Source organism: Arthrobacter sp. MMS24-T111 (assembly GCF_054888995.1).
Genome location: NZ_JBTZRO010000002.1, coordinates 150,357 through 174,980, shown reverse-complemented (window position 1 = coordinate 174,980; position 24,624 = coordinate 150,357). Strand labels below are relative to the sequence as shown.

The following is a 24,624-nucleotide window of genomic DNA, read 5'->3' as shown; positions in this document are numbered from 1 at the left end:
GCCCGCACGGCAATGACGGCAGGCAAATCATAGGGCAATGGGAAGGGTACGACATCACTGTCGTGGACTGATGACCCCCGCTCAACGACCCCGATGCGCTGGCTCTCCTTTTGCAAGCGGGCGTCGCAAAAAACCGATATGAACGTGAAAGTAGAGGTAAATTCCCGTGGGAAGACTACTCGACGGCCCTTGGCCCATGATGATCATCATTGTTGTTGCACTGCTTCTTTTTGCCACACCCAAGCTTCCGGCCATGGCACGCAGCCTCGGGCAATCAATGCGGATCATCAAGTCTGAAGTCAAGGAAATGAAAAACGACGAGAAAGTCGTGGACGCCGATGCAGCAGGTCCCCTTTTCGATGGACACGGTCAGTACTCTCCGGCCAAGTCCGTAGCACCACCAACCGGCACGCCCTGATGAATTCAATCACCGCAAACTTGGAATGGCTCTTTACCGAATCAGGCGACACCACCGCTGAACGTATCCGCGCAGCAGCCGCGCATGGAATCAGCGCCGTAGAGATCTGGGGCTGGCGCGACAAGAACCTGGACGATGTTCGGGAAGCCCTCGACGAGACGGGCGTTCCACTGCTCTCCATGACCGTGGACCCCCAGCGGCAGATTACCGATCCCACCCTCCACGACGAATACCTTGTCGGTGTACGCCAGTCACTCGAGGTGGCAAAGCGGTTGGGTGCACGGTACCTTGTCGTCGTTGCAGGACAGGAGATACCAGGACTTGACCGCGCCCACCAGCATTCCGCGGTCGTTTCCGTCCTCTCCCGCGCGGCCACGCTAATGGAAGGGAGCGACGTGACACTGCTCCTCGAGAATCTAAACTCGCGTGTTGACCACGTCGGCACGTACCTCGACTCAACGCGCGAAGCTCTCGACATCGTGCGCGAGGTTGGATCAACGCACCTGCGCCTGCTGCTCGACGCCTATCACGCACTTGTTATGGGGGAAGACCTCGCCAAAGAAATCGGTGAGGACATAGACCTGGTCGCTCATGTCCAGGTAGCAGATGCTCCAGGCCGTCACGAACCAGGCACCGGAGATCTCGATTGGGAGGCACAATTCCGGCTCCTCCGCAAACTCGGCTACGCCGGCTGCTGGGGCATGGAATACCTGCCGACGTCTAAAACAAGCTCATCACTTGCAGCAGTGGAAAGAATTGCCGCACGGGTGGACGACAATAAAAAACCTACTCGGTGACATTGCATTTCGAAGCGTCTGGTTGGGACTTTGCTCTTGCTGCTGGAGAAGGATCGCTGCGAGGAGAAGCAACTAAGTCGTGGATCTGCGTACACCTGATATCTCCGCCGAGCACCATAGCGTCCGCGACAACCAGGGCCGTTCAACCTTACCCAGGGCGCTTGCCGCCTGCCCGTACGACAAGCTGCCTGCCGCAGGACGCAGACCCCTCCCACCGACGGACTCCCCGCCGCGGCCTTGGAATTGAGCGGCGTAGAGGTGGGGAGCCCATGAGAATTGTCCCTGGCTGTGGGCGGCGGCGGTACCGTCTCTGTGGAGTTGGATGGAAGTCCCTTGTTTCTGGGGCCCAGAGTCCGTCTGTGTCGCGTTTGGGTGTACCCAATCGGGTCGGGTTCGGAGTAGACCGATCGACCTTTTTACGTTGGCCGCTGTTGCTGAAGGGGACTGGGAACGGGCGATGGGATGCAGGCCTTGTCAGGTGGGCGAGAGGCGTGCGAGTACCGCATCGAGACCTTCGCCCACCGCGGTGAAGGTGCCTTTCGCGGTGAGGTGCTTTGCGAATTGTTCGTTGAGGCCTCCTTCTGTCGTGTGCGCGCGGGCCAGGGCACTGAAATCGACATCTGTTGTGTCCAGTTCTTCGGACAGGTCGCTGAACGTGGCGGCGACATATCGACGGGCATCTGTGCCGGCCACTCCATGCGCAGCGAGCCAGTCGGCGATGGTCCCAAGGTAGTGGAAGTAGGCTTCGACAGTGGCCGATGCCGCAGAAACTGCTTCGTATGCGAGTTCATCGGCGAGTTCGAATCGTCCGCCGAGTCTGTCGTAGAGGTCGCGGGCAGCTTCCGTAGAGGGGTAGATCGGTGTAACGCTCGATCGTGTGGCTACGGCTGGCGCGGGGATGCTTCGTGCGATGTCTCTGGCCGGGAAGACCAGGTTTTGCAGGACGGTCAGGTGCACCCCGGCCATGGCACTGACGACTCCCCGGGTTTCTCGAAATGCCAGTTGCCCGAGCACTTCCTCTGCCTGGTGCGGTAGTACGCACAAGACGACCACATCGCTCTGGTCGATGACCTTTTGGTTGGTTGAAGCAATCGTGACTGTTCGGAAGCGTGCGGCAAGATCACTGGAACGCGCCTGGCCGCGCGGTGACAGCACTACCTGTGGGGGTTCTCCCACGTCTTCACATAGGCCCGTGACGATCGCGGAAGCAATGGACCCGACGCCGATTATTCCGAAGACCGTCATGAGGAGGTCCTTTCAAGAAGAGAATGAAGGATCAGGTCCTGGCATGGCTTGGCCCCTGCGGCACCCACGCGGGTTGTTCCTACTACCCTGCGGGTTTCGTGGCTGCGAGTATCTGGGATGCTACCCGTTCTCCTTCGGAATACGCCCCATGGGTGCCGGCAGTCTCCGAGGTATAGTCACCGGCGAAGTGCAGCCATCCAACGGGGTGCTGGAGTTCGGGAAGGGCTGAGGCCCGTTCCGGGCTGAGCAGGGCGAAACAGTGCTGCCAGGTTTGGGCGTGCACGCCGAGCACCCGGCCGCGAAGCTCCGGGGCCACCGTGTACACGTCCTCCATCCAGTCCATGATGTGTTCCTCGTTGTCAGCAAACCCAGGCAGGTAGCCCGACGAATTTCCATAACAGGTCAGCTGGAGAATGTTCGCCTTGCGTGTCTCCTCGGTACCGCCGGGAACAGGGTTGATGATGGCGTCAAAGGCCATGCCGACCGTCACAATGAAAGCCCAGTCCCGGAAGCGGGCAGCCCTTCAATATCGGCGACGATGTTGAGCGTGGTGCTGCCTGGGCTTGCTACCTTTTTCAGCGCTGCGGTCTTCCATTCAGGCAGGCTGTTGACGATGTCTGGAACCACCGGGGCGGGGACGGCCAGCACGACGTGCTTGGCCGTGAGCTTCTGCGGGCCTTCCTCACCGGTCACGGTGACCTCGTAAAGCTGTTCTTCGAGCGGCACCACGTTCGTGACCTGGGTGTTGCAGCGCAGGGTGTGGTTGGGAAGGTGTTTGAGAAGTGCCCGGGGTATGGCTTGCATGCCTTCCAGCGCGAACAGGCGGTTGTTCTTCTCTCGTGCGAGATAGCTGGCAAAGTAGCGGAGCGCGTACTTCGCGGAGAGGTTGGCGGGATCACCTACTGCGCCGCCCCGGATGGCTGTGCTGATGATTTCCTGTACGGCGGGCTGCAGGCCGATCAGGCGTTCAGCTACGGTCTCTTCCGATAGCTTGCCCAGTTCACCGACAGGTGTCGCGTCAGCTACGTAGTCCTGGTATTCCGTGAGGGACGCATCGATGAAGTTGAGAAGCTCTGTTTTTTCGGACTCGCTGATATTAAGGCCGGCTACAACGTCTTCATTGGTTTTGGCCACAACGGTCTTGCCGTTGACGTGGATTCCGTAGGTTTCCGGGAGGAACGGAACGGCATCTATTCCCAGCTCATTGACGAGCTCTTCGGTTTTAGTGTCTTTGTAGACAAACATGGCTCCGGAATTGGCTGCGGTTCCGGCGAGGGGGACTGTGTGTGCCCTGCCGCCGATGTCGTCGCTGGACTCAAGGATGAGGACGTCCAGGCCAGTGTCCCGCAGATGGTACGCGGTGCTGAGTCCCGCCGCGCCGCCTCCGACAATGATCACGTCATGCAATATGGGCTCCTGGTGAAATTCAGACTCTGGACTCGTGAATGCTTTTCGGCAAGCGCTGGTTCAGTCCGCGTCGTATGTATTGGCGATGTAGACGTCGCAGGGGGCGTTGTGGGCCACGCTGTTGGCCACGCTGCCCAGAACCCGTCCGATGCCCTGCATGCGGCGGTTGCCCACCACGATTATTCGTGCTTCTTTGCCGATCGCTTCCCTGATGATGGCGTCGGCTGGTCTGCCCTGTGCTGCGGAATAGGTGATGTTGATGTCCCCGCCCAGGGTGTCAGCGACTGCCCGGGCGACGTGTTCGGCCTTGTCTGCGTCCGATACGAGCCATGTGTTGCTGCCGCTGCCGAACATCTGGGAACGTTCGCTGTCGAAGGCTGAGACCACATGAAGGGTTGCTCCCAGCGCCGATGCCAGGTCCCTTGCGGCCTCTGCTGCCTTTCTGGCCGTTGGGCTGCCGTCAACCCCCACAACGATGGTTCCGCTCATGTGCATGCTCCTTTGCTTGCTTTGCTTTCAGACTCTGATGTACGGCGCCAACAGGGACGCCGCATAGGGCGGCGCCGGAGAAGACATATATTCCGGCGCCGCCCTGTGCAAGACGTGTCGGTTAGAGCTCGCTGGGTGCCCCCGGCTCACCGACAGAGGGGTCGATGCCGTACTTCTCGAGGATCTTCTTGATCGTTCCGTCTTCACGGAGCTTTTTGATGTCCTCGTCCAGCGCTTTGCCGAGAGTGTCGTTGTCCAGGCTGGAGGGCAGCATGACCTGGCCGACCGAGGCGAACTGGGGGACGTGCGGGTTGGGCTTGACGGGAATCACCTGCGCGCCCTCGATAGGGGCGTCCTTGAACCGGTACTTGGCGGATGCGGCGGATGCGACGAGGGCGTCGATGCGGCCGGCTTTCAGGTCGGAGTAGATGGATTCGTCGTCCTGGTAAATCTTGAACTTGTCGCCAAGCCACTTCGACATGCTGTCGTTCCAGAGGTTGCCGGCGACCGAGCCCACGACTTTGCCCTCCAGATCATCGCTGGTTAGGCCCTTGGTGGAGACGATGGCCTGCGGGTCGCTCCACAGCGGGGTGCTCAGGTAGACGATCTTGGTGCGTTCCTTGGTGCGCAGCCAGTTTCCCGATCCGATGTCCACGCGCTTGGCCTGCACGGACGGGATGACTGCTCCCGCACCGCCGGAAGTACTGACGGTGAGCTTGAGGCATTCGAGCTTCGCGATCTCATTGATCAGGTCGCCTTCCATGCCGGTGACGTTGTCGCCCTGCAGGATGGTGGCGGGTGCGTAGTCATAGCTCGCCACGGTCAGCTCGCCCTGGTTGATGGTTTTGAGGTCTGTGTGGGCTGCCTTGCAGTCGCTTGAGCTGCTGGCTGTGTTGGTGCCGCCGCAGGCGGAGAGGCTGATGGCGAGCAGACCGGCGGCGGTGCCGGCCGAGAGCGCGCGCACGAGAGTACGGGACATGGTTTTCTCTTTCTTGTTGAGCTGGTGGGGTGAATCCCCGGGGATGGATGGAAAGGTTTAGTTGCGTTGCAGGTGCCGTCCGAGGCGCTGTTCCAGGAGCCGGACGAGTCCGAGGAAGACGAGGGTGAGGGATCCATAGATGACTGCGGTGAGGGTGTAGACGCTCAGGTACTGGAAGGTGATGGATCCGATTTCGAAGGCTTTGGACATCAGTTCGGGTACGGCGATCACGAAGGCCAGTGCGCTGCCCTGGAAGATAAGGACGGCGAGTCCGGCCAGTGGCGGGGTGGAGATCCTCAGTGCCTGGGGCAGGATGATGAGCCGGAATCCTGTCCAGCCGCGGAGCCCTGAGGTCAGTGCCGCTTCCCGTTGTCCCAGGGGTACCGCGGCGATTCCTGCCCTGAAGTACTCCGAGGCGTAGGCGCCGGTGTTCCAGCTCAGCGCTATGACCGCTGTGGTGAACGACGTTAGGGTAATGCCGGCGTCGGGGAGGCTGAAGTACATCAGGTACAACAGCACCAGGGCCGGAAGGCCGCGACCGATCTCCACGAAGAAGAAGGAGATCCACTGCAGGGGCGCGATTTTCGCGGCGGCCATGACGGCGAACAGCAGGCCGAGCGGGAAGCCGAAGAGCAGCGACAGTCCGGTCAGCTGGAGGCTGATCATGAGGCCCGGGGTGAGGGCGGGCATCCAAGCGAGCCATTGGGTGAAGATGTCCATCACGCCACTCCGATCTTCCTGCGCAGCGTGAGGTCGACCCGCCGGGAGATGAGGGCGACGATGAGGCTGATGACGATGTACAGGGCACCGGCGACGACGAATGACAGCAGGCCTTCGTGCGTCTGCTTGGCGCTTTGCTGCGCGTAGTAGGTGATCTCACGCACGCCGATGGTGGAGGCCAGGGCGGAGTCCTTCAGCAGACCGATACCGTAGGTGGCGATCGCGGGCAGCGCGACCCGGAAGGCCTGTGGTGTGATGATGTGCCCCACCGTGGTGACCGAGCTCAGGCCGAGCGCGTGGGCGGCCTCGCGTTGACCGTCGAGGATGCTCAGCAGGCCCGAGCGGTAAATCTCCGCCATGAACGCCGAGGCGATGACTGAGAACCCGATAATTGCGGCTTGGATGGTGGTCAGCCTCAGTGCGAACTGGGGCAGGCCGAAGTAGATCAAGAACAACCAGGTGATCGGCGGGATGACCCTGACGATGTTGATGTACAGGGTGGCGACGGCCCGAACGGGGGCGATGGGTGAGCGGGCCGCGCCGACGAGCACCAGGCCGCCGATGCCGCCGAACAGCAGGGATGCGCCGGTGACGTAGAGGGTGAGCCCTACACCCTGAACGATCGAGGACAGCAGTTGCGTGATCATCGCCGGCTCACCTGTCCAGCACAGCTTTGAGGAACTGCCGGGTGCGTTCGTTCTGCGGGTCCGACATCACTTGGTGGCTGGGTCCGATTTCCAGCACCCCGCCGTTGCCCATGACCATGATGCGGTTTGAGACGTCCCGGGCGAAGTGCATCTCGTGCGTGACCACAAGCATGGTCATGCCCTCGTCGGCCAGGTCACGCATGACGGCGAGGACTTCCAGGCCGATCTCGGGATCAAGCGCGGACGTCGGCTCGTCAAAGAGCATCACCTTCGGGGACAACGCCAGGGCCCGGGCGATCGCGATGCGCTGCTGCTGGCCTCCGGAAAGTCGGGCAGGATAGGCCTTGGCCTTCTCGGGAAGACCCACCCGCTTCAGCAGCCGGTTGGCGACCTCTTCGGCCTGCTCCTTGCTTGAGCCCAGCACCTTGCGCTGGGGGAGCGTGATGTTCTCCATGACGGTGAGGTGCGGGAACAGGTTGAAGCTTTGGAAGACCATTCCGGTGACCCGGCGAAGGTGATCAAGGCTCGCCTTGTCCGGCAGCTTCCCGCCGGCCACGACGTGGGCCCCGCCGATGGAGATCTCGCCCTCGGTGGGGGTCTCCAGGTAGTTCAGGCAGCGCAGGAAGGTGCTCTTGCCAGCCCCTGAGGGGCCGATGATGGAGACAACTTCACCTTCGTTCATCGTCAGATTCACATCCGACAACACGCGGCTAGCCCCGTAACTCTTGCCTAGTCCGGAGACCACGACGCCTCCAGAGAGCGCGAGCCGGGGAGCTTTCGTGCCAAAGCTTAAGCCCATCTTCGTTTCCTTCAAGTAGCGGACGCCTTGACCCTGAGAGTCGGTCCAAGCCGGGTTTTCAGGGGAGCGTGACTTGCTGATCGCCGGTAACAGTGCTTGCCGGCTTGTGGTCTAAGTCACTGTAGCCAGCCCGCTGCGCCCTGTCTAGATCTGTGATCACATTTCTTTTGCCGGAGAGGCGCCCCCGGTCCTGCAGACGTCCGCCTGCCCAAGCGATCCCAATCCGGGATCGAACACGTCCTGCCGCTGGCAGGCCCCCAGCGCCACTCACCTGGCCACCATCGAACTGAGCGCACCACGCCGTCGCCTCGGACCGACGCGGCGAAATGGCCCCGGGATGGGCCGGCAGTTCGACGCCCCTCACTTCGCATCGTTAAGGCCTACCGGGGAGAACGTGGGCGGGTAGTCCTTGTAATTCGGAGCTAACCCGCGCGTGCAAGGTGGCCGGTTCCCCGGTGTCCCGGCAGGCCTACCGGGGGATATCAAGCACTAAGCAGAGCCCTGGTCGGCCAGGCGGGCCTTGATCCGCTCGCTGGCGTCCAGGAGGGAGGCGCTGTTTACTGCCGCCGCCGCAGCCGGATCGCTGTTGCGGGCGGCGGTGATGAGATCCTGCTGGTAGCGCCACAGTGAGTCGTCGTTCCCATTGTCAAGCGAGCCCTGGGCGCCCACGATCTTGTATGCGCGGCACTGTTGCCACAAGCTCCTGATCATCTGGAGCAGCACGGGGTTGCCGGCAGCCTGGTACAGGATGGCCAGCATTGCCTCGTCATGGTCCAACGTGGGGATAACCTGCCGCTCGTCGATCGCCTTGCGCATCAGGTCGTATTCGGCCTGCATCCGGTCGCAGTCATCCGAACTGACGTTTTCGCTGCCTAGTCGCGCCGCTTCGGTTTCCAGAAGCCGCCGGACGTCGTAGACGTGGATCAGCTCCTCGAAAGTTAAGGTCTTGACCACCGCGCCCTTGTGCGGCTCACGCTCGGCGAGCCCGATCTCCTCCAACCGCCGGATTGCCTCACGGACAGGCATGACGCTCGTCCCTACCTGCTCGGCCAGGTCGCGCACCTTCAGGCGGGACCCGGCGGGGAGGTCTCCGCTCAGGATCGCGGCGCGGATCATCGAATAGACCTGATCGGTCAGCAAGGTGGGCTCTGCGCGCTGGGATATGACCACAGATCAAATATACGGGTGAGTCGGGAGGGTCGGTCCTGGCTTGCCCGGCCAGTCCAAAAGATTTTGCCGCAAACCCTTGTTTGATTTGTGATCACATCTTATGGTGGTTTGTGTCACAACGTTTGGGTTCCTCCTGGGGGAGGGGCAGAAGGTTTGGCTTGGTATCCAGCCAATGATGGCCGGTGCCTGACCAGAGACTTATCTCCTTCTGGTGAATCCGCAGCGCCAGCCGTTCCGCAAGGAACCGGGGCGTGCGGTCGCCAACATATCAGCATCAACACAGCTAGGAATGGGAATCATGAAAGACGCAGTTATCGTCGGTGGTGGCCTGGCCGGACTCTCCGCGGCTTGGCGGCTCCGGCACTGGGACACGGTAGTCCTGGAGTCGGGAGATCGGGTTGGCGGTCGGATCCGCTCCGAACGCCGGGGTGACTACTGGCTGAACTGGGGCGGGCACGTGTTCGCCGGCGCCGGGTCGTCCACCGATGCGCTGCTCAACGAAGTCGGCGTGATGGCAGTCCAGATCCCCGGGTCCCTGCAGGGCCTGTCCATGAACGGCACGTTCATAAAGAAGGGGCACATTGCCACCTACCCTCTCCGCATCCCCATGTCCCTGACCTCCCGCATCGACACATTCCGCGCCGGCCTGAAGGTGGTAAGCGGTGTGGCAAAGTACACCGGCGTGGTGCGGAAGCGCACGGGTGAGTCCGGTGCCATGCGGCAGCAGCGTATCTACGACTTCGAGAACAACACGTCCTTCCAGGACTTCATCGGCAACCTCTCCGAGGACGCGGCCGCCCTGTTCAAGACCACCGTCACCCGCTCCGCCGGCGACATGGACCAGATCTCCGCCGGGGCGGGCATCGGCTACTTCAGCCTTGTCCTCGGGTTCGGCCAGGGCCTGAGCCGGGGCATCGTCGGCGGTCCGTCCACCCTGACCGAATCCATCGCGGCTGCTATGGGCAGCGACCGCATCGAACTAGGCGCCGTCGTCCACGAAGTAGTCCACAAGAAGGAATCCGTCGTGGTCCGGTACCGCCAGGACGGCGTCGACCGCGAAGTGGAGGCGCGCACCGTTGTCCTCGCCACCACCGCCGACGTCTCGCACAAGGTCGGCGTGGACCTTCCCGAGGACCTCCGCGGGGCACTGAGCCAGATCAAGTACGGCCCGCACGTCAGCACGGCATTCCTGACCAACGAAACCACCGCGAAGCCGTGGGACGACATCTACGCCATTGCCGCGCCCAAGCGCTCTTTCGCCATCGCCCTGAACCAGGCCAGCATCGTCCGAGGCACCGAATCCGTCCGCAAGCCCGGCGGCAGCTTCATGACGTTCTCTCCGGCCAGCCTGGGCAAGGCGCTCCTGGAGAAGAGCGAGGAGGAAGTCATCAAGACCCACCTCACCGACCTCGACGAAGTCCTGGGCCACGGCTTCGCCGACAGCGTCGTGGAGGCCAAGGTGGACCGGTGGAAGAACGCTTCCCCCTACTGCTTCCCGGGCCGCGCCAAGATTCAGTCCACTCTGATGCGTGGAGCCGACCGTGTCTTCCTGGCCGGTGACTACCTGGGCACCCTGTACACCGAAAGCTCCATCACCACCGGGTTCTCCGCAGCACAGGAAGCCGCCAGCGTCCTGGCCACCCAGCGCCAGGCACCGCACCAGTCCGGACTGTCCGTCGTCGCCTGACCCCCAAACCACTGACCACACCCACGAACTTCCCTAAGGAACCATTCATGTCGCAGAACCTCCGCGGTGTTCTCACCGCCCTCTCCACGCCCTTCAACCAGGACGAAACCATCGATGTCGAAACCCTCCGCCGCATCGTGGACCGCTCCATCGACGCCGGTGTCGACGGCGTGGTTGCCGCAGGCTCCACTGGTGAGGTCGGCGCCCTGTCCTCGGAGGAACGGCTACTGCTCATCGAGACCGTCATCAAGCAGGCCAACGGCCGCGTACCTGTCATTGCGAACACGGGTGCCACGTCCACCGCCGAGGCCATCCGCCTGTCCCAGGCCGCCGAGAAGCTCGGCGCGGACGTGCTCATGCTGATCACCCCGTACTACGAGCCGCTGTCCCTGGACGAGACCGTCACCTACATCAAGGACGTGGCCAACTCCGTCACGATCCCGGTGATGCTCTACAACATCCCTGCCGTTACCGGCGTGAACCTGGACCCGGCCACCGTCCGTGCCCTCGCCGAGGAAGTGGAGAACATCCGCTACATCAAGGACTCCAGCGCCAACTGGGAGCAGGCACTGCAGCTGATCCACCACTACTCCGACGTCATCGGCACCTTCATCGGCTGGGACGTCTACCTCTACAGCGCTCTTGTCGAAGGCGCGGCCGGCGTCATGGCAGGCACCGCCAACGTGGTCCCCAACGAAATCGTTGCCGTTAGCCGCAGCATCGCCGATGGTGACCTGCAAGGCGCGCTGGACCAGTGGAAGAAGGTGTATCCGGTCATCGATGCCCTGCTCTCCGTGCCATTCATCCCCGCAGTCAAGGTCGGCCTGACCCTCCAGGGTCTTACCGCCGGCGTGCCCAAGCGGCCCACGGCAGAGCTCAGCGCCGAGGACCACGCCCGCGTCGAGCAGGCACTGTCCGCCCTCTACCAGACGGTGGCATAGCAATGAGCACGACCAAGACCTCACCGTTCACAGTTGTGCGGGCAGAAAACACTCCTGCCCCGTCCCTTCCACCCTTTGGCCAGTTCATTGGCGGCGCGTTTGCTCCGTCCACCTCGGACGAAAAGGTCGACGTCGTCAACCCGGCCACCGAGGAAGTCCTCACCCAGGTGCCCGCCGGTTCCGTCGAGGACGTCGACGCTGCCGTCGCTGCCGCAGTCGCTGCCAAGGCAGCGTGGGCGGCGACAACGCCCAAGGAGCGCGCGGCCGTCCTGCTGCGGATCGCGGACATCATCGAATCCAACCGGGAACTGTTCGAGACCCTGGAATCCGCCAACACCGGCAAGACGGCGATGGTGGCCGAGGACGACATCTCCAGCGCCATCGACACCTTCCGGTTTTCCGCCGGCGCAGCCCGTGCCTACAACACCCTGGGCGCGGACGACTACGCCGAGAACCACACCTCGGTGATCTTCCGCGAACCCGTGGGCGTCGTCGGGGTGATTACGCCCTGGAACTACCCGCTGCTGATGGCTGCCTGGAAGATCGCCCCCATCCTCGGCGCCGGCAACACCCTGGTGCTCAAGCCCTCAGAACAGACACCCCTGACCACGCTCAAACTCGCAGAGCTCATCGCCGATGAAGTGCCCGCCGGTGTGGTGAACATTGTCACCGGGCCCGGACGGGTGGTGGGCAACAGGCTCGCCGAGCACCCGGATGTCGACCTCGTGGCCATCACCGGAAGCGTCGGCAGCGGCCAGAAGGTCGCCGCAAGCGCCTCATCCTCGGTCAAGCGCGTGCACCTGGAACTCGGTGGCAAGGCCCCCGTCGTGGTCTTCGCCGACGCCGACCTTCAAGCCGCCGCCGAGGGCGTGCGTTCTGCCGGGTTCTGGAACGGCGGCCAGGAATGCGGAGCCGCCTGCCGCGTCCTGGTGCACGAATCGGTCGCGGACAAATTCATCGAACTCCTCGTCCGGGAAGTCAGCGACATCTCCATCGGCACCCCCGGTACCGGAGGCGACGTCGAAATCGGCTCCATGATCTCCGGCGCCCATTACGAGCGCGTACTGGCCGCACTCGAGGACATCCGCAAGGACGGCCTGACCATCGCCGTGGGCGGCAACGCCATCGACGGACCCGGCTACTTCATCGAACCAACCGTGGTCACCAACGTCCCCGCGGGTGCCGCGATCGCCAGCAACGAGATCTTCGGCCCGGTGGTATCCGTGGAGACCTTCAGCACCGACGAAGAAGCTGTGACCCGCGCCAACGAGACCATCTACGGCCTCGCGGCATCCGTGTGGACCAAGGACAGTGCCCGGTCACTGACCGTGCCGCGGCAGCTGGACTTCGGCACGGTCTGGGTCAACTCGCACCTGGTCATCGCCACCGAGATGCCCTGGGGCGGCTTCAAGGGCTCAGGCTACGGCCGGGACCTCTCCAGCTACGCCCTGGACGACTTCTCCCGCACCAAGCACGTCATGTACAACCGCGGATAAGGCCAGGTCGACAATGTCCCAACGCCAACTTCTCAAAGAAGCGAACAAGGCGAACCCCTCTGTCCCTCCCAGGTCGCCAGGAGTGATCATGTCTTCCATGAAGAACCAAACGGCCCACAAGGCTGTTGCATCAGCGGCCAGCAAACGACGGTTCCTGATCAGAATGGTCACTGTCCTGATCGGCGGAATGGTGCTGGACGGCTACGTCCTGGGCATCATCGGTCCGGTGTCGGGGACCATGGCCCAGGACCTGCACCTAACGGCCCTGTGGCAGGGCCTCATCGCCGCCGCCGCCCTTGTCGGCATCCTGATCGGCTCACCTATCGGTGGATGGGCCTCCGATAAGTGGGGCCGCAAGCCGATCTTCATGTTCGACATCGGAATTTTCGCCATCGCCTCGGGAATGCAGTTCTTCGTCGACTCACCGGTATTGCTCGTTGTGGTCCGCCTGCTGATGGGAATCGCGATCGGCACCGAATATGCCGTGGGCTGGCCCCTGATGGCTGAGTTCTCACCCTCCCACCTGCGCGGACGCCTGATGGCCGCCATGGGGATTGCCTGGTACGGCGGCTTCATGGTCGCATTCCTGACCGGCCACCTGCTCAGCACATACACGCAGCTGAGCTGGAACTTCATCCTCGGCACGAGCACCTTCATCGCAGTGGCCATCTTCCTCGCCCGGCTCGGCATGCCCGAGTCACCACGTTGGCTGTGGAGCGTTGGACGCAAGGACGAAGCCCGTGCCCTCGCTGCCAAATACATGCCCGAGGACGCACTCGAGGACGTCCAGCACGAAGACGTCCGCAAGGGCAGCTTCGGGATGCTGTTCTCCAAAGAATACTGGCGGTCAACACTGTTCATCTCGGGCTTCTGGTTCTGCGCCGTGACACCCTACTTCGCGATCGCCACATTCGCAGACAGCGTCCTGGACCAATACGGACTCTCGGGCGGCCTCGCAGGCGGAGTCGGCCTTTCCGCCGTCGCCCTTGCAGGCGTGATCGTCACCTTCCTGCTGATCGAAAAGATTGGCCGACGTGCCCTGACCGTCCCGCCGCAATGGTTGTGCGCCATTGTCCTGGCAATCATTGGGCTCTGGGCCGGTGCGCCGGCCATCATCGTGCTGATCCTGTTCCTGGTCTTTTCATTCTTCAACGCCGGATACAACACGTTGACGAACGTCTACCCGGGTGAGGTCCTCCCGACCGAAATCCGCGGAATCGGAACAGGCTTCGCGGCTGCCGTCAGCCGGGTCGGGGCAGGCATCGGCACCTTCCTGCTTCCGATATCAATGCAGAACCTTGGACCAGGTCCCACCATGCTGATCGCAGCCGGGGTCGCATTCGCCGGAGCCGCGTTATCCCAGTGGCTCGCCCCGGAAACCAAGGGCAAAACGCTCACGGAAGCGGCCGCCGGGTACGCACACTAGCTACGACCGCCTCCACGCCGGCCGCTTTCCCTTCTTCTGTATGAGCTTGCCCCGAGGTATCGGGGCAAGCTCATACAGAAGACCATGACGACTCAATAACGAACAGGAACCTGAGCTTTGGACAAGCGACGCATCAAAGACTGGACGATCCTTCCCGGGGCAAGTGTCGAGATCCGCCAGCAGGGGACCAGCGTTTGCAGCGGCTACGTAGACGCAGTTACTGACGACGGGAAAATCCTCTGGGTCAGCTCTCCTGCACAAAACCGCAGGCTCTTCGAAAAGGCTGATTTCTACGAGGCCTGGGCAGCGGAGGACCGAGACGGTTTCCATTACGAAGTCACCAAGAGCCTCGAAAAACCAGATGAAGTATCGGCGGAGTAAGCCCCAGACTAGTTCGAGCGTCCGTTCACCATTCCGGGCCGTGCGGCATCAGCAGGCTATGCGGAACATGCCGCCCGCGGCGGCTCAATGACGGCGAGCTGGCCAGTAGTGTCCGGAACGCCGGGAAGTTGCACCGGCGGCGCTTCGCCGGAAGCCGCACCATAGTCCGCACGCATCCGAAAGAGTGCGACAGCGGAAATCAGGAACCAAGCGACGTTCGTGGCAACGGAAGGCCAAGCTCCATGGAAGGCGCTGTTAATGATGAATGCGCAGGCACCCACGAGGTTCGCACTCTGGAATGCCCGCCCGGTCTTCAGCCAGCCCATAGACACGGCGAGGTACGCACCGAGTATCGCGACGGCGCCAGCCCAACCGGCAACTTCCCAAACCAGTTCCATCGTGCCCCTTCCGTAATCGTTACCTGGCAATTGTCCGGGGCCCAAGAGATGTAGTTCAATTGCATTCTTCTGAAGACCTCGTTTAGGAATGCTTAACATGGATCTAGACCCCCGCCGGCTACTTGTGCTTCTGGCCGTCGCCCGGACCGGGGGCATCCTCGCAGCTGCCGACGAGCTGCGCCTGACGCCATCCGCCGTGTCCCAGCAGATCAACAAACTGGAGCGCGAAACGGGCCACGCGCTGGTGGTACGTACTCCGAAAGGCTCAGCGTTGACCCCCGCAGGCGTAGCGATTGCGGAAGCCGGCGAAGAAATCGAACGCGCGCTCAGCGTGGCCCAGGCCCGAATGGAGGGCGGCGCCGAAGTGGCCGGCGAGGTGAGGGTGGGCGGCTTTACAAGCTTCATTCGGACACTGGTGATTCCACGTCTCCCCGAATGGCGGAATCAGTACCCCCAGCTAAAGATCCGCATCATCGAGGACGATTTCCCGGCGTTGATGCGGCTGCTGCGTCAACGCCAGCTTGACGCAGTGGTGGTCGAATTGGATTCGACCACGGCCGCACAGCTTTCACTCGGCGCCGGCATGATCGAGGAACCACTGCTGGACGAACCCTGGAAGCTGGTAGTCCCCTCCGGAGCACTGTTTAGCACCGAAAACGTGGACCTTGGTCGCCTGCCGCTCCCGTGGCTTGGGGTGGACTCCTCAGCCGCAAACTCCACGGTACTCGGAAGGCTTCGCCAGTCGACTGGCGCCAACATTGAGACAGTGCACCAGTACCAGGAAACCCTAACGGCCCTCGCGCTGGTCGCTGCCGGCGAGGGAGTGGCCATTGTGCCCACCCTGGCGCTGGCCGGCGTGGTCCATGACGGCGTGGAGATCTTGGACATCCCCGGGCTGGGAACGCGTCGCATCGTCCTGCGACGGTTTGACGGCCGCCAGCGTAACAGCACGCCGGTCGATACCCTCGCCCGGCTGCTGCGCGAATCAGCTGCGGCCTTCGATACGCGGTCGGCGTCCTGACAGGCGCCGATTATCCCACCCCCCTCTGGAAATGCGTCCAGATCTCCGCAGTCCCGTTCGTTGCAAACGGCGGTTGCGGGATCAGGGCTAAGCCTCCTGGCCTGGGGAGAACGCGCTAATGAAGGCGGGAAATGACCCCGTTTGGCGCCCCTCCCCCGGCTATTTCAGAGAGCCGATAATGGATATTCGGTCAACTAGCTATCGGGTTTATGCCCAGGGGGCAGAAACCGTAGGAGTGTCCCCTCGCACCCGTCCAGGTTCTCGGAGATCGTCTCGCCGAAGAGCCGCATTGGACCGGCCTGGCAGGCAGCGCGGGGCTCACTTGCGGCCGCCGATCGGCCGACCTCACCTGGCACGCGAAACTCGAAGCAACGATCGGCGTGGCGTCAGAATAGGGAGAAGTTTCCGTTTTATTGACAGTCGCTCATGATGTTCTCAAATCCCACCCTGACAGTCGAATGGCAGGAAACCGAGGTGCGGTAGCCCGAGAATCATCGAAATAGGCCAAAGAACCGGGACTCGATGAGACTCGCTTGCGGCAAGGAGCTGACGAAGTCCCCTCTTGCGGCTAGACAGATGCCTGAGAACAAGAGCGAAGCCCCACCGGCAGGTGAATCCTCCCTTGCGAGACCACCTTTACGTCAGGCTGGGGTGTGGTCGAAACTCACAGACCAGGACTAAGCCAGCTTTCATCGCTCAAGCATCGGCGTCATCCGGCCAGCAGCAGGACCTGGAATGCATAGTCTTTAGAGCAACAGCTAGCCCAGCAAATCCGCTGGGCTAGCTGTATGTTCTGCTCGCATTCGTCACCTGGGAGCGATCGATGACGAGCATCTGGATGATCCGGATCCGGTCTATATCAGGCAGGAACGACGACGACCCCTTCGCGATAGTCAAAGGCGCGACGTGAATTTCCTGCCGTTATCCATAGGACGGTTTTGTCCTCAGTAATTTCGTCAACGGTGGCTGGGTACCGAAGGGACGGGGCTTCGGTGACATAGACAGATTGGCCCGGTTCGAGCGCTGCCCAGTTCTGAGCTACATGACTGTTCATCACGCCCAGATGCTACTTGGCGTAGGGGTCGGCGATGCCGATGTATTGGGTGGTGGTGTATTCGGTGATGCCTTCCGAGCCGCCTTCGCGGCCCAGGCCGGACTGCTTGACGCCGCCGAAGGGTGCTGCGGCGTTGGAGATGACGCCGGCGTTGAACCCGACCATGCCGAATTCGATCTGCTCCGCCACCCGCACCAGCCGGTTGAAGTCGCGGCTATAGAGGTAGGACGCGAGGCCGTACTCGGAAGCGTTGGCGAGCTTGATGGCTTCTGGTTCGCTGCTGAAGGTGGTGACGGGGGCGACGGGGCCAAAGATTTCCTGGCCCAGGATCGCTGCGTCGTTGGGGACATTGGCGAGGACGGTGGGCTGGTAAAAGTAACCTGGCCCGTCCACCGGGGCGCCGCCAGTGACCGCTACGGCTCCGGCCTCGACCGCCGCAGAGACCAAAGCATGCACGTCATCCCGGGCGCCGCCATCAATGAGGGGTCCGACCTTGGTGTCCGGGTCGGTGCCGCGGCCCGTGGTAAGTGCCCCCATCGCTGCAGCGAACTTGGCCGTGAACTCGGCCGCAACGGATTCGTGGACCAGAAAGCGGTTGGCGGCCGTGCAGGCCTCGCCCATGTTCCGCATCTTCGCGGCCATGGCCCCTTCAATGGCGGCGTCCAAGTTTGCGTCCTCGAACACGATGAACGGGGCGTTCCCGCCGAGCTCCATGGAGGTGCGGAGCACGTTCTGGGCCGCGTCGGCCATCAGACGCTTGCCAACAGGGGTGGAGCCGGTGAAGGACACCTTCCGAAGCCGGGAGTCCTTCAGCAGCGGCCCGGAAATCCCGGAAGCCGAGGATGAGGCCACGACGTTGAGGACACCGGCGGGCAGGCCGGCGTCGAGCATGGTCTGCGCGAAGTACTGCGCCGTCAACGGCGTCAGCTTCGCAGGCTTCAACACCATGGTGCAACCGGCGGCGACGGCGGGGGCGACCTTCCTCGTGGCCATGGCCAGGGGGAAGTTCCACGGCGTGATCAGCAGGCAGGGGCCAACGGGTTTGTGCTGGACCAGGATCTTATCCTTTCCCTCCGGAGAAGTGAGGTAGCGGCCGTAGTCACGCACGGTTTCCTCGGCAAACCAGCGCAGGAACTCTGCCCCGTAGGTGACTTCGCCGCGGGCTTCGGCCAGGGGCTTGCCCATTTCCAGGGTCATCAGGAGGGCGAAGTCCTCGGCGCGTTCGGTGACGAGGTCGAAGGCGCGGCGCAGGATCTCGGACCGCACCCGGGGAGCGGTCCGTGCCCAGGACGCCTGCGCGGCGTCGGCCGCGTCCAGCGCGGCGACCGCGTCCTCGCTGGTGGCGGACGCGAGGGTGGCGAGGACCTCCCCCGTGGCGGGATCATGCACATCGAACGTGCCGCCGTCGGACGCGTCCCGCCATTCACCGTTGATCAGCAGGCCGGTGGGCACGGATGCGAGCAGGGAGGTTTCGCGGTCGATGGTCAGGGTCGTGGTGTCAGCCATATCGGCTCCTTAGAATGCGTGGTTCAGTGTCTTAGAGTTCCGGCCGCTGGGTTCGTTGCGGGTCTTCGACGGGGATGGGGGGAAGTGGGAGATGGACCATTCGTGGACCTTTTGGACGTCCTGGCGCAGCTGCTCCATAAGTGACTGGACGTTCTCAAAGGCCCGCTGATCCCGGATTTTCGTGGCGAGTTGAATATGGATTGTTCGTCCGTAGAGATCTTCATTGACGTCGAGGAGGTGCGCTTCGAGGAGGCGTTGTCCCTTTTCGTAGAACGTCGACCGGCGGCCTATGGATACTGCGGCCGGGACCCGTCTGCCTGGTTCGAGCAGTACGATGGCTCCCCAAACACCGTCCTCGATGTCTTCGTTCTCTAGCGGGATGTTGGCGGTGGGGAACCCGAGAAGTCTGCCTCTCTGGTCACCGTGTTCCACGGTGCCTTCAATGGTGATCACTGTTGTTCCCCTGTTGATGGGCGTGGCGCTGCCTGTAGGACGGTGTCGAGCCAGGGAACGCGGTTGGAGAACCGGCTGATCTTGGACGGGATCGTCCAACGGTAGGCATCGTGTTCGTCGTTAATCGTCAGCCGGCGCCGCAGGCTTGTCGCGGTGAAGGTGTGCACCAACCAGGGGTTACCTTCGTGGTCGGGGATCAGGAGTTGTTCCCCGCGTTGAAAATCGGCCAGGTCCTGCAGGGTGAGTCCAGCTTCTTCCTCCAGCTCGGTCAGGGCCTGCTGCTCAGGGGACACCTTCGGCTCGAGGTAGCCGCTGATGCAGTGCCAGAGACCGCGTTCGTGGCCGACGGACTGGCTGCGCTTGAAGAGGGCGATCCTGCCGCGCCACTGAACGATGGTGGCGATGACCTCTCGGGGGAGGCCGGTGGTGGGACTGGGATCTTCACGCACCGTATCCGGCAGTGTGGAGGTGTTCATGTGGTGCTCCGGGTGTGGCGGGTTTTCAGGGGCGGGAGTAGTCGTTCCGCACGGTGCGGGTAAGGAACTGCTCGCTGGTCATCACTTCACACATTGGTGGGAGCAGTTCCAGGAGCGCCAGGGTCTGTTGCTGGGCCTCATCGCTTACGGCGGCGCAGGCATCGGAGATGACGGTGATGAAACGTCCGGCGTCGATGGCGCCGAGTGCGGTGGACAGAACACAGCAGTCGGTGGCGACTCCGGTCAGGACCATTTCGGTTCCTTCCGGGATGAGGGCTGCCAGCTGTGGTCCCCATTTGGAGAACGTCGGGGCGTTGACCACCGTTGCCGTGTTTGGGACATCCATGGTGATGTCCCAAGTCTTGGCATCAGCCGGATGACGCATCTCGTTCCAGCGCTGGTAGTAGGCGGCCCACGCACCGTGCTCAGCTTCGTCGCGGACGAAGCGCGTGAAAACGGTGCCGGATCCGAGTTCTTGCTGGAGCCATTCGATGACGGAGACGACCTCGTTGTACCGAGGGACCTGCCATTGCCCCTCGTCCCGGAATGCCCGCTGCATGTCGATGACGACGAGCCTCGCGGTGCTGGGGCGAGGGGCGGCGGTCACAGGGTCTGTCCGGCCGGGGTGCGGTCCAGCATGGCGTGGCCGGAGAGGCGCTGACGGCGGTGGGTGGCGAAGTAGACGCCGGTCGCGACGGCTGCCCCGATGTAGTAGGAGAGGTCGCCGATCTGCGGGAAGGCAGCTGCGATGGGGCCAGTGTAGATAGAGGACATCCAGAAGGGGGAGGAGAGGACGACGCCGGCGGCCCAGGCCACGAAGCCCCATTCGAATTTGCGGGATTTGTCGAAGAGCTCGCGCAGGCCGCGTTTGGTACGGCGGCCGCCGAAGAGGTAGTCGCAGACCAGGACGGCGACGTAGGGGGCGATGCAGTATGCGGTGAGGTTCAGGAAGGCCGTGAAGCCTTCGTTGAACCCTGTCTGCCCCCATTGCGCGACCAGGTAGGAGGCGACGCAGATGAACACGACTGCGGTGTGGCGCTTGACCGGCACGCCCATCGTTTGGATCGAGATCGCGCCACCGTAGACGTTGAGGAAGTTCTGGGTGAATGAGGACAGGGCGACTACGCCGAGGCCGACGGCGGCCCACGGACCCATGAGTTCCTTCAGGGCTCCGATACTGTCGGACGCGGTGGTGGTGGTTCCCAAAAGGGTGCCGAGGATACCCATCCAGACAAGGGTGACGAAGTTGCCGAGCATGGTGGCCCAACCGGCTCCGCGGCGGTTGCCGGGTGTGTTGGGCAGGTAGCGGGAGTAGTCGGAGGCGAAGGGCATCCAGGCGACGATGAAGGAGAAGAACCAGCCGAAGAAGATGATCCAGCCACCGACCCCGTCGAAGCCCTTCGCGGCTGGGTTGAAGTCGCTTTCAATGCGTCCGTTGGCCGCTGCCACGACGGTGATGAAGATGAAGCCGATGACCAGGACGAAGGAGAGGATCCGCTGCAGGAAGTGGATCAGGTTGTAGCCGATGACGGCAACACCGAGCTGGATGCCCATGAGGATCAGCGAGGAAAGCCAGAAAGAAATGTCAGTGAGCAGGGATATGGCCTTGCCGCCGAGGATGACGGTGACGGCGGCCCAGCCGATGCCGGCGAAGACATTCACGTAGGCGACCGGGAAGAGGTTGCCGATGAACCCGAGGGGGCCGCGGCCCTGCATTTGCTGCGGGACTCCAAGCCTGACTCCCATCTGGGACAGGTACCCCATACCCGCCGATGAGGTCACCCCGGCGAGGATGATGGCCAGGGCCGCGGCCCAGAAGGGGAGGCCGAAGTAGGTGGCGCTGAAGCCGAGGACAACGATGGGGAAGTTCATTCCTGCGGCGAACCAGAGGAAGAACTGGGAGCGTGGCTTCCCGTGGCGTTCGACGTCGGGGATGTGCTCGATGCCGTAGGGCTCGATTTTGGTGAGGCTGTTGCGGTATCCGCGGTCTTCGGCGACGCTGTCTTCGCCAGCGCGCATGGTTTCAGAGCTCATCTATGTGTCCTAATGTGGGAAGCGCACCCTTGGTGCGCTGCTTGCGAGCAGATTGGGTCGGTGCGGCTGGTGCCTGTCGGAGGGTGGTCAGTCGCGCCGGCCTTTTTAGAGTTCGGCGAGTTCAGCGCCGTCAAAGAACCGCCCGGCCTTGTAGACCATGGGTGTGGTGTTGCTGGTTTCAGCGTGCCGGACCCGGCAGATAAACACGGTGTGGGTCTTGGCCTGGAACCGTTCCTGGATTTCCGCTTCCAAAGAAGCTGCGGATCCGTCCAGCAGGGGGCTGCCGTTGGGGCCGTCATGCCAGTTCAGTTCGGCGAACTTGTTCGGCGCCTTCGAAGCGAACGTCTTCACGGTGTCCAGCTGTTCGGTGCCGAGGATGTTGATGCCGAGGTGGCTGGAGGAGAAGAGAGCAGAGTAGGTGCTCGAGGTTTTCTGGACGCAGACGAGCACCAGGGGCGGTTCGAGGGAAACCGAGCAGTACGAGTTCGCTGCCAGTCCCTTCGGCGTTTCGCCTTCCTTTGTGGTGACGACCGTTACCCCGGTGATGAACTGGCGGTTGAAGGACTTCATCAGGTCCGGGTCCAGCTCTGGGAACTCCGCCCCGTCCGTGGTGGTGGGCGTGGCGATGCCGCGCAGGGGCCTGATCCCGAGACCGGCAAGCAATTCGCTTCCGTCCCACGTCACGGACTCCTTCAGGATTCGTCCGTTTTCAAGGACGAGTATGTTCGATCCGCGGGTCTGGACGGTCAGTCCGGTTGCGGGGACGCCGAGGTATTCGTTGGTGTGGGTTCCGGTGGAGGTCCAGAAGACGGCGACGGTGCCATCTCCTTCGACGACGTCATCGACCGTGGTGCGCAGATCGGGGAAAGCTTCCCGGACCGCCGCGATCTCTGACTTAAGGCCGGCAAGGTCAACGGTTGCACCCGTCGCCTTGCTGGTGCGCGTGTAACCGGGGGCTACGAGGCCGTCCAGGGCATCAAGGTCACCCTTGTCCCAAGCGGCCAACCAAGCCGACGTGATGAGCGGTTCCAAAGTCTGTTGCATACCAAGAACGGTAATCCAGCTCACAAGCCAAGGTCAAGAGGGTTGAGAAAATCAGCTATATTTCCGGCTTTTCTACGGTTTTTGCAGATTTTTGGAGGTCCTATTGACGTTACTGATGCATGCAACATACGCTTTCATGTATGCAAGATAATCTCGCAACAGTCGGTGAAGCCGCCGAACAGGACGGACTCCTGGATCGCATCCGCAGGCTCGTCCTGAGCGGGGAGTTCCCTCCGGGGGCAGTCCTTCCGGAGGCCTTTCTGGCGCAGGAATTCGATGTCAGCCGAACACCGATCAGGGAGGCGCTTAAGCAGCTTCAGCACGAAGGGCTTGTTGAGATCCGCCCGAAAGTAGGCACCTTCGTCCGCGAGCCTACGCGCCGGGAGATCATCGAACTCTTCCAGCTCAAGGAATCAATGGAGGGACTGGCCGCTTCCCTGCTTGCCCGCCGCGGAGAGGTCCCGGAACTCGCTGTACTGCGGCGGAACCTTGAAGAATCCGAAATGGCCTCGCTCACGCACGACACCGACGCCTATGCCCGGCTTGTCCACGAGTTTCACTGGACCATCGTGCGCGGCTCGGACAGCCGCAAGCTCGTGGAGCACTACGGGCGGCTCATGAACCAGCTCGCCTACCAACGGCTGGTCCTGCGCACGGTCGAACACCCCGGCAGGCTTGAAGCCTCCACCCGTGAACACCGTGCGGTCCTGGAAATGATCGAACACAAAGACCCCTTCGGAGCCGAATCCGCTATGAGGAACCACGTTCATGCCTCCTCCCGGGAAGCTCTGAGCGACCCAGCAGTGGATCCCCGGAGTTGAACACACCACGAAAGGAAGCCATGCGCTTCGTTACGACCGAAAAGACTCAACGATGAACGACCAAACTCCTGGCATCCGGAAAATCGTCTACTACAGCGAGGAAATCCTGGACGAGAACGGCCTCGCGCCGGCCATCCCCGCAGTCCGCGCCACTGCAGCGGCAGTGGTCACCAATCCCTGGCTGAATGGCCGTCCGACGGATGACCTCAGTGAGGAAGTGGTCCAGCTCGCGCCCGTCCTGGCACGTAAACTCACCGACGTGCTCGCTGAAAACCTCGGTGGCGTCGAAGCCATCCAGGCTTTCGGCAAGGCGGCAATCGTCGGTACAGACGGTGAAATCGAACACGGCGCCGCCCTGATCCACACACCCTTCTTCGGCAACCTCGTTCGCGAATTCTTTGAAGGCGAGTCCATCATCTGCTTCGCCGACGACCGCGGTGACGCCGGGGCCTCGCTCGTCGTACCACTGTGGCACAAGAACGCTGCTGCAACACGGACCCACTACCAGACCATCACAACCCGTGTCAGTGACGCGCCGCGCCCGGGCGAGATCGTCGTCGTTCTCGGGGCCTCCACCGGCCCGCGCCCGCACTCGCGCATCGGCGATCGCCGTACCGACCCCATCGTCAAAGCAGACACAGTAGGAGAACTTGTTTCATGAGCATTCGTAAGATCGTCACCGTCACCGAAGACGTCCTCACTGAAGGAGGACGGGAAGTCAGCCCGGCGGCACGTGTCGCGGTTGTCGCGGCCATCGTCAAGAACCCGTGGGCCGGCCAGGGATTCGTTGAAGACCTCTCTGAAGGTATCGACGCCAACGCTTCGGACCTTGGAGCGCTTCTCGCCCCGCGGGTGCTCGAGGCCCTGGGCGCTCCAGCCGAGGCGTATGGCAAGGCCGCCATTGTGGGGCTCAACGGCGAGATCGAGCACGGCTCCGGGCTGATCCACACCTTGGCCTTCGGAAATCATTTCCGGGACGCCGCCAACGCCACGACACTCCTGCCCGCAGTGGAAAAGCGCGGTCCCGCCGGTGTCCTGTTCGACATCCCGCTCAAGCACATCACCGATGCGACCATCCGCTCCCACCACCAGAGCATCGAGGTCAGGATCAACGACGCACCGCACGCCGATGAAATCGTGATCGCCCTCGCCGCCGCTGCCCAGGGCCGGCCCCAGCAACGCCTGGCAGCCTTCTCCACCGAAAAGAACTGAGGT

The 24,624-nt window shown here is 62.6% G+C and carries 26 protein-coding genes and 1 pseudogene; 11 read left to right on the top strand and 16 right to left on the bottom strand.

The features are described from left to right. The first annotated feature begins 166 nt into the window (after window positions 1-166). Entirely contained in the window at window positions 167-418 is a 252-nt protein-coding gene (gene tatA / locus ACX5I6_RS20745) for a Sec-independent protein translocase subunit TatA (protein ID WP_461841910.1), read from the top strand. Next, a complete protein-coding gene (locus ACX5I6_RS20740) occupies window positions 418-1,215 on the top strand; it encodes a hydroxypyruvate isomerase family protein (RefSeq protein WP_461841909.1) in 798 nt (265 codons plus the stop codon). Before tatA ends, ACX5I6_RS20740 begins: the two co-directional genes overlap by 1 nt. Window positions 1,216-1,689: 474 nt before the next feature. On the opposite strand, the gene ACX5I6_RS20735 is transcribed toward ACX5I6_RS20740, so the two are convergent. The 9 genes and pseudogenes from ACX5I6_RS20735 to ACX5I6_RS20695 form a co-directional block, all read right to left on the bottom strand. Next, the gene (locus ACX5I6_RS20735; RefSeq protein ID WP_461841908.1) at window positions 1,690-2,460 is read right to left on the bottom strand and encodes an NAD(P)-binding domain-containing protein; all 771 of its coding nucleotides are present in this window, start codon (window positions 2,458-2,460) and stop codon (window positions 1,690-1,692) included. Window positions 2,461-2,542: 82 nt separating this feature from the next. Next, on the bottom strand, window positions 2,543-2,950 hold the full coding sequence (locus ACX5I6_RS20730) for an FAD-dependent oxidoreductase (RefSeq protein ID WP_461841907.1): 408 nt from the start codon (window positions 2,948-2,950) through the stop codon (window positions 2,543-2,545). Next, window positions 2,947-3,873 (bottom strand): annotated as a pseudogene (locus tag ACX5I6_RS20725) (flavin monoamine oxidase family protein); the annotation flags it as partial. The pseudogene ACX5I6_RS20725 and the gene ACX5I6_RS20730, both read right to left, overlap by 4 nt. A gap of 54 nt (window positions 3,874-3,927) precedes the next feature. After that, window positions 3,928-4,356: a universal stress protein gene (locus tag ACX5I6_RS20720; protein WP_461841906.1), complete on the bottom strand. Its 429-nt coding sequence runs from the start codon at window positions 4,354-4,356 to the stop codon at window positions 3,928-3,930. Between the two features lie 121 nt (window positions 4,357-4,477). Next, window positions 4,478-5,335: a substrate-binding periplasmic protein gene (locus ACX5I6_RS20715; RefSeq protein ID WP_461841905.1), complete on the bottom strand. Its 858-nt coding sequence runs from the start codon at window positions 5,333-5,335 to the stop codon at window positions 4,478-4,480. A gap of 57 nt (window positions 5,336-5,392) precedes the next feature. After that, entirely contained in the window at window positions 5,393-6,055 is a 663-nt protein-coding gene (locus ACX5I6_RS20710; RefSeq protein WP_461841904.1) for an amino acid ABC transporter permease, read from the bottom strand. Further along, entirely contained in the window at window positions 6,055-6,702 is a 648-nt protein-coding gene (locus tag ACX5I6_RS20705) for an amino acid ABC transporter permease (RefSeq protein ID WP_461841903.1), read from the bottom strand. Before ACX5I6_RS20705 ends, ACX5I6_RS20710 begins: the two co-directional genes overlap by 1 nt. Before the next feature lie 7 nt (window positions 6,703-6,709). Continuing rightward, the gene (locus tag ACX5I6_RS20700; protein WP_285249499.1) at window positions 6,710-7,501 is read right to left on the bottom strand and encodes an amino acid ABC transporter ATP-binding protein; all 792 of its coding nucleotides are present in this window, start codon (window positions 7,499-7,501) and stop codon (window positions 6,710-6,712) included. Window positions 7,502-7,990: 489 nt separating this feature from the next. Beyond that, complete coding sequence (locus tag ACX5I6_RS20695; protein ID WP_461841902.1) at window positions 7,991-8,671, bottom strand: GntR family transcriptional regulator; 681 nt, start codon at window positions 8,669-8,671, stop codon at window positions 7,991-7,993. Window positions 8,672-8,969: 298 nt separating this feature from the next. On the opposite strand from ACX5I6_RS20695, the gene ACX5I6_RS20690 reads away from it, so the two are divergent. The 5 genes from ACX5I6_RS20690 (at window position 8,970) to ACX5I6_RS20670 (ending at window position 14,602) form a co-directional block, all read left to right on the top strand. Continuing rightward, window positions 8,970-10,358: a protoporphyrinogen/coproporphyrinogen oxidase gene (locus ACX5I6_RS20690; RefSeq protein WP_461841901.1), complete on the top strand. Its 1,389-nt coding sequence runs from the start codon at window positions 8,970-8,972 to the stop codon at window positions 10,356-10,358. Window positions 10,359-10,405: 47 nt separating this feature from the next. Then, complete coding sequence (gene dapA / locus ACX5I6_RS20685) at window positions 10,406-11,299, top strand: 4-hydroxy-tetrahydrodipicolinate synthase (protein ID WP_461841900.1); 894 nt, start codon at window positions 10,406-10,408, stop codon at window positions 11,297-11,299. Between the two features lie 2 nt (window positions 11,300-11,301). After that, complete coding sequence (locus ACX5I6_RS20680; RefSeq protein WP_461841899.1) at window positions 11,302-12,795, top strand: aldehyde dehydrogenase family protein; 1,494 nt, start codon at window positions 11,302-11,304, stop codon at window positions 12,793-12,795. An 88-nt stretch (window positions 12,796-12,883) separates the two neighbouring features. After that, window positions 12,884-14,221, top strand: a complete 1,338-nt coding sequence (locus ACX5I6_RS20675) for an MFS transporter (RefSeq protein ID WP_461841898.1) — start codon at window positions 12,884-12,886, stop codon at window positions 14,219-14,221. A gap of 117 nt (window positions 14,222-14,338) precedes the next feature. Beyond that, a complete protein-coding gene (locus ACX5I6_RS20670; RefSeq protein WP_461841897.1) occupies window positions 14,339-14,602 on the top strand; it encodes a hypothetical protein in 264 nt (87 codons plus the stop codon). A 56-nt stretch (window positions 14,603-14,658) separates the two neighbouring features. Here ACX5I6_RS20670 and ACX5I6_RS20665 read toward each other — a convergent pair whose 3' ends face one another. Further along, the gene (locus ACX5I6_RS20665) at window positions 14,659-15,000 is read right to left on the bottom strand and encodes a CBU_0592 family membrane protein (protein ID WP_461841999.1); all 342 of its coding nucleotides are present in this window, start codon (window positions 14,998-15,000) and stop codon (window positions 14,659-14,661) included. Window positions 15,001-15,097: 97 nt separating this feature from the next. Between ACX5I6_RS20665 and ACX5I6_RS20660 the strand changes: the two genes are divergently transcribed. After that, on the top strand, window positions 15,098-16,021 hold the full coding sequence (locus tag ACX5I6_RS20660) for a LysR family transcriptional regulator (RefSeq protein ID WP_461841896.1): 924 nt from the start codon (window positions 15,098-15,100) through the stop codon (window positions 16,019-16,021). Between the two features lie 1,066 nt (window positions 16,022-17,087). Here ACX5I6_RS20660 and ACX5I6_RS20655 read toward each other — a convergent pair. From ACX5I6_RS20655 to ACX5I6_RS20630, 6 genes are all read right to left on the bottom strand, one after another. After that, window positions 17,088-18,581: an NAD-dependent succinate-semialdehyde dehydrogenase gene (locus ACX5I6_RS20655; RefSeq protein WP_461841895.1), complete on the bottom strand. Its 1,494-nt coding sequence runs from the start codon at window positions 18,579-18,581 to the stop codon at window positions 17,088-17,090. A gap of 9 nt (window positions 18,582-18,590) precedes the next feature. Then, window positions 18,591-19,034, bottom strand: a complete 444-nt coding sequence (locus ACX5I6_RS20650) for a riboflavin kinase (RefSeq protein WP_461841894.1) — start codon at window positions 19,032-19,034, stop codon at window positions 18,591-18,593. Then, window positions 19,031-19,510 carry an NUDIX domain-containing protein gene (locus ACX5I6_RS20645; protein WP_461841893.1) on the bottom strand — a complete coding sequence of 160 codons (480 nt, stop codon included), beginning with the start codon at window positions 19,508-19,510 and terminating at the stop codon, window positions 19,031-19,033. The genes ACX5I6_RS20650 and ACX5I6_RS20645 overlap by 4 nt, the downstream gene beginning before the upstream one ends. Before the next feature lie 25 nt (window positions 19,511-19,535). After that, on the bottom strand, window positions 19,536-20,117 hold the full coding sequence (locus ACX5I6_RS20640) for a cysteine hydrolase family protein (protein ID WP_461841892.1): 582 nt from the start codon (window positions 20,115-20,117) through the stop codon (window positions 19,536-19,538). Further along, window positions 20,114-21,544: a purine-cytosine permease family protein gene (locus ACX5I6_RS20635; protein ID WP_461841891.1), complete on the bottom strand. Its 1,431-nt coding sequence runs from the start codon at window positions 21,542-21,544 to the stop codon at window positions 20,114-20,116. Before ACX5I6_RS20635 ends, ACX5I6_RS20640 begins: the two co-directional genes overlap by 4 nt. 105 nt (window positions 21,545-21,649) lie before the next feature. Continuing rightward, window positions 21,650-22,588 carry a flavin reductase gene (locus ACX5I6_RS20630; RefSeq protein ID WP_461841890.1) on the bottom strand — a complete coding sequence of 313 codons (939 nt, stop codon included), beginning with the start codon at window positions 22,586-22,588 and terminating at the stop codon, window positions 21,650-21,652. A 140-nt stretch (window positions 22,589-22,728) separates the two neighbouring features. On the opposite strand from ACX5I6_RS20630, the gene ACX5I6_RS20625 reads away from it, so the two are divergent. From ACX5I6_RS20625 to ACX5I6_RS20615, 3 genes are read left to right on the top strand one after another with little or no spacing between them, the layout of a single operon-like run. After that, window positions 22,729-23,409: a GntR family transcriptional regulator gene (locus ACX5I6_RS20625; protein ID WP_141182921.1), complete on the top strand. Its 681-nt coding sequence runs from the start codon at window positions 22,729-22,731 to the stop codon at window positions 23,407-23,409. Window positions 23,410-23,461: 52 nt separating this feature from the next. Next, a complete protein-coding gene (locus ACX5I6_RS20620; RefSeq protein ID WP_461841889.1) occupies window positions 23,462-24,070 on the top strand; it encodes an amino acid synthesis family protein in 609 nt (202 codons plus the stop codon). Beyond that, entirely contained in the window at window positions 24,067-24,621 is a 555-nt protein-coding gene (locus ACX5I6_RS20615; protein ID WP_110542234.1) for an amino acid synthesis family protein, read from the top strand. The genes ACX5I6_RS20620 and ACX5I6_RS20615 overlap by 4 nt, the downstream gene beginning before the upstream one ends. The last annotated feature ends 3 nt before the right edge of the window (window positions 24,622-24,624 follow it).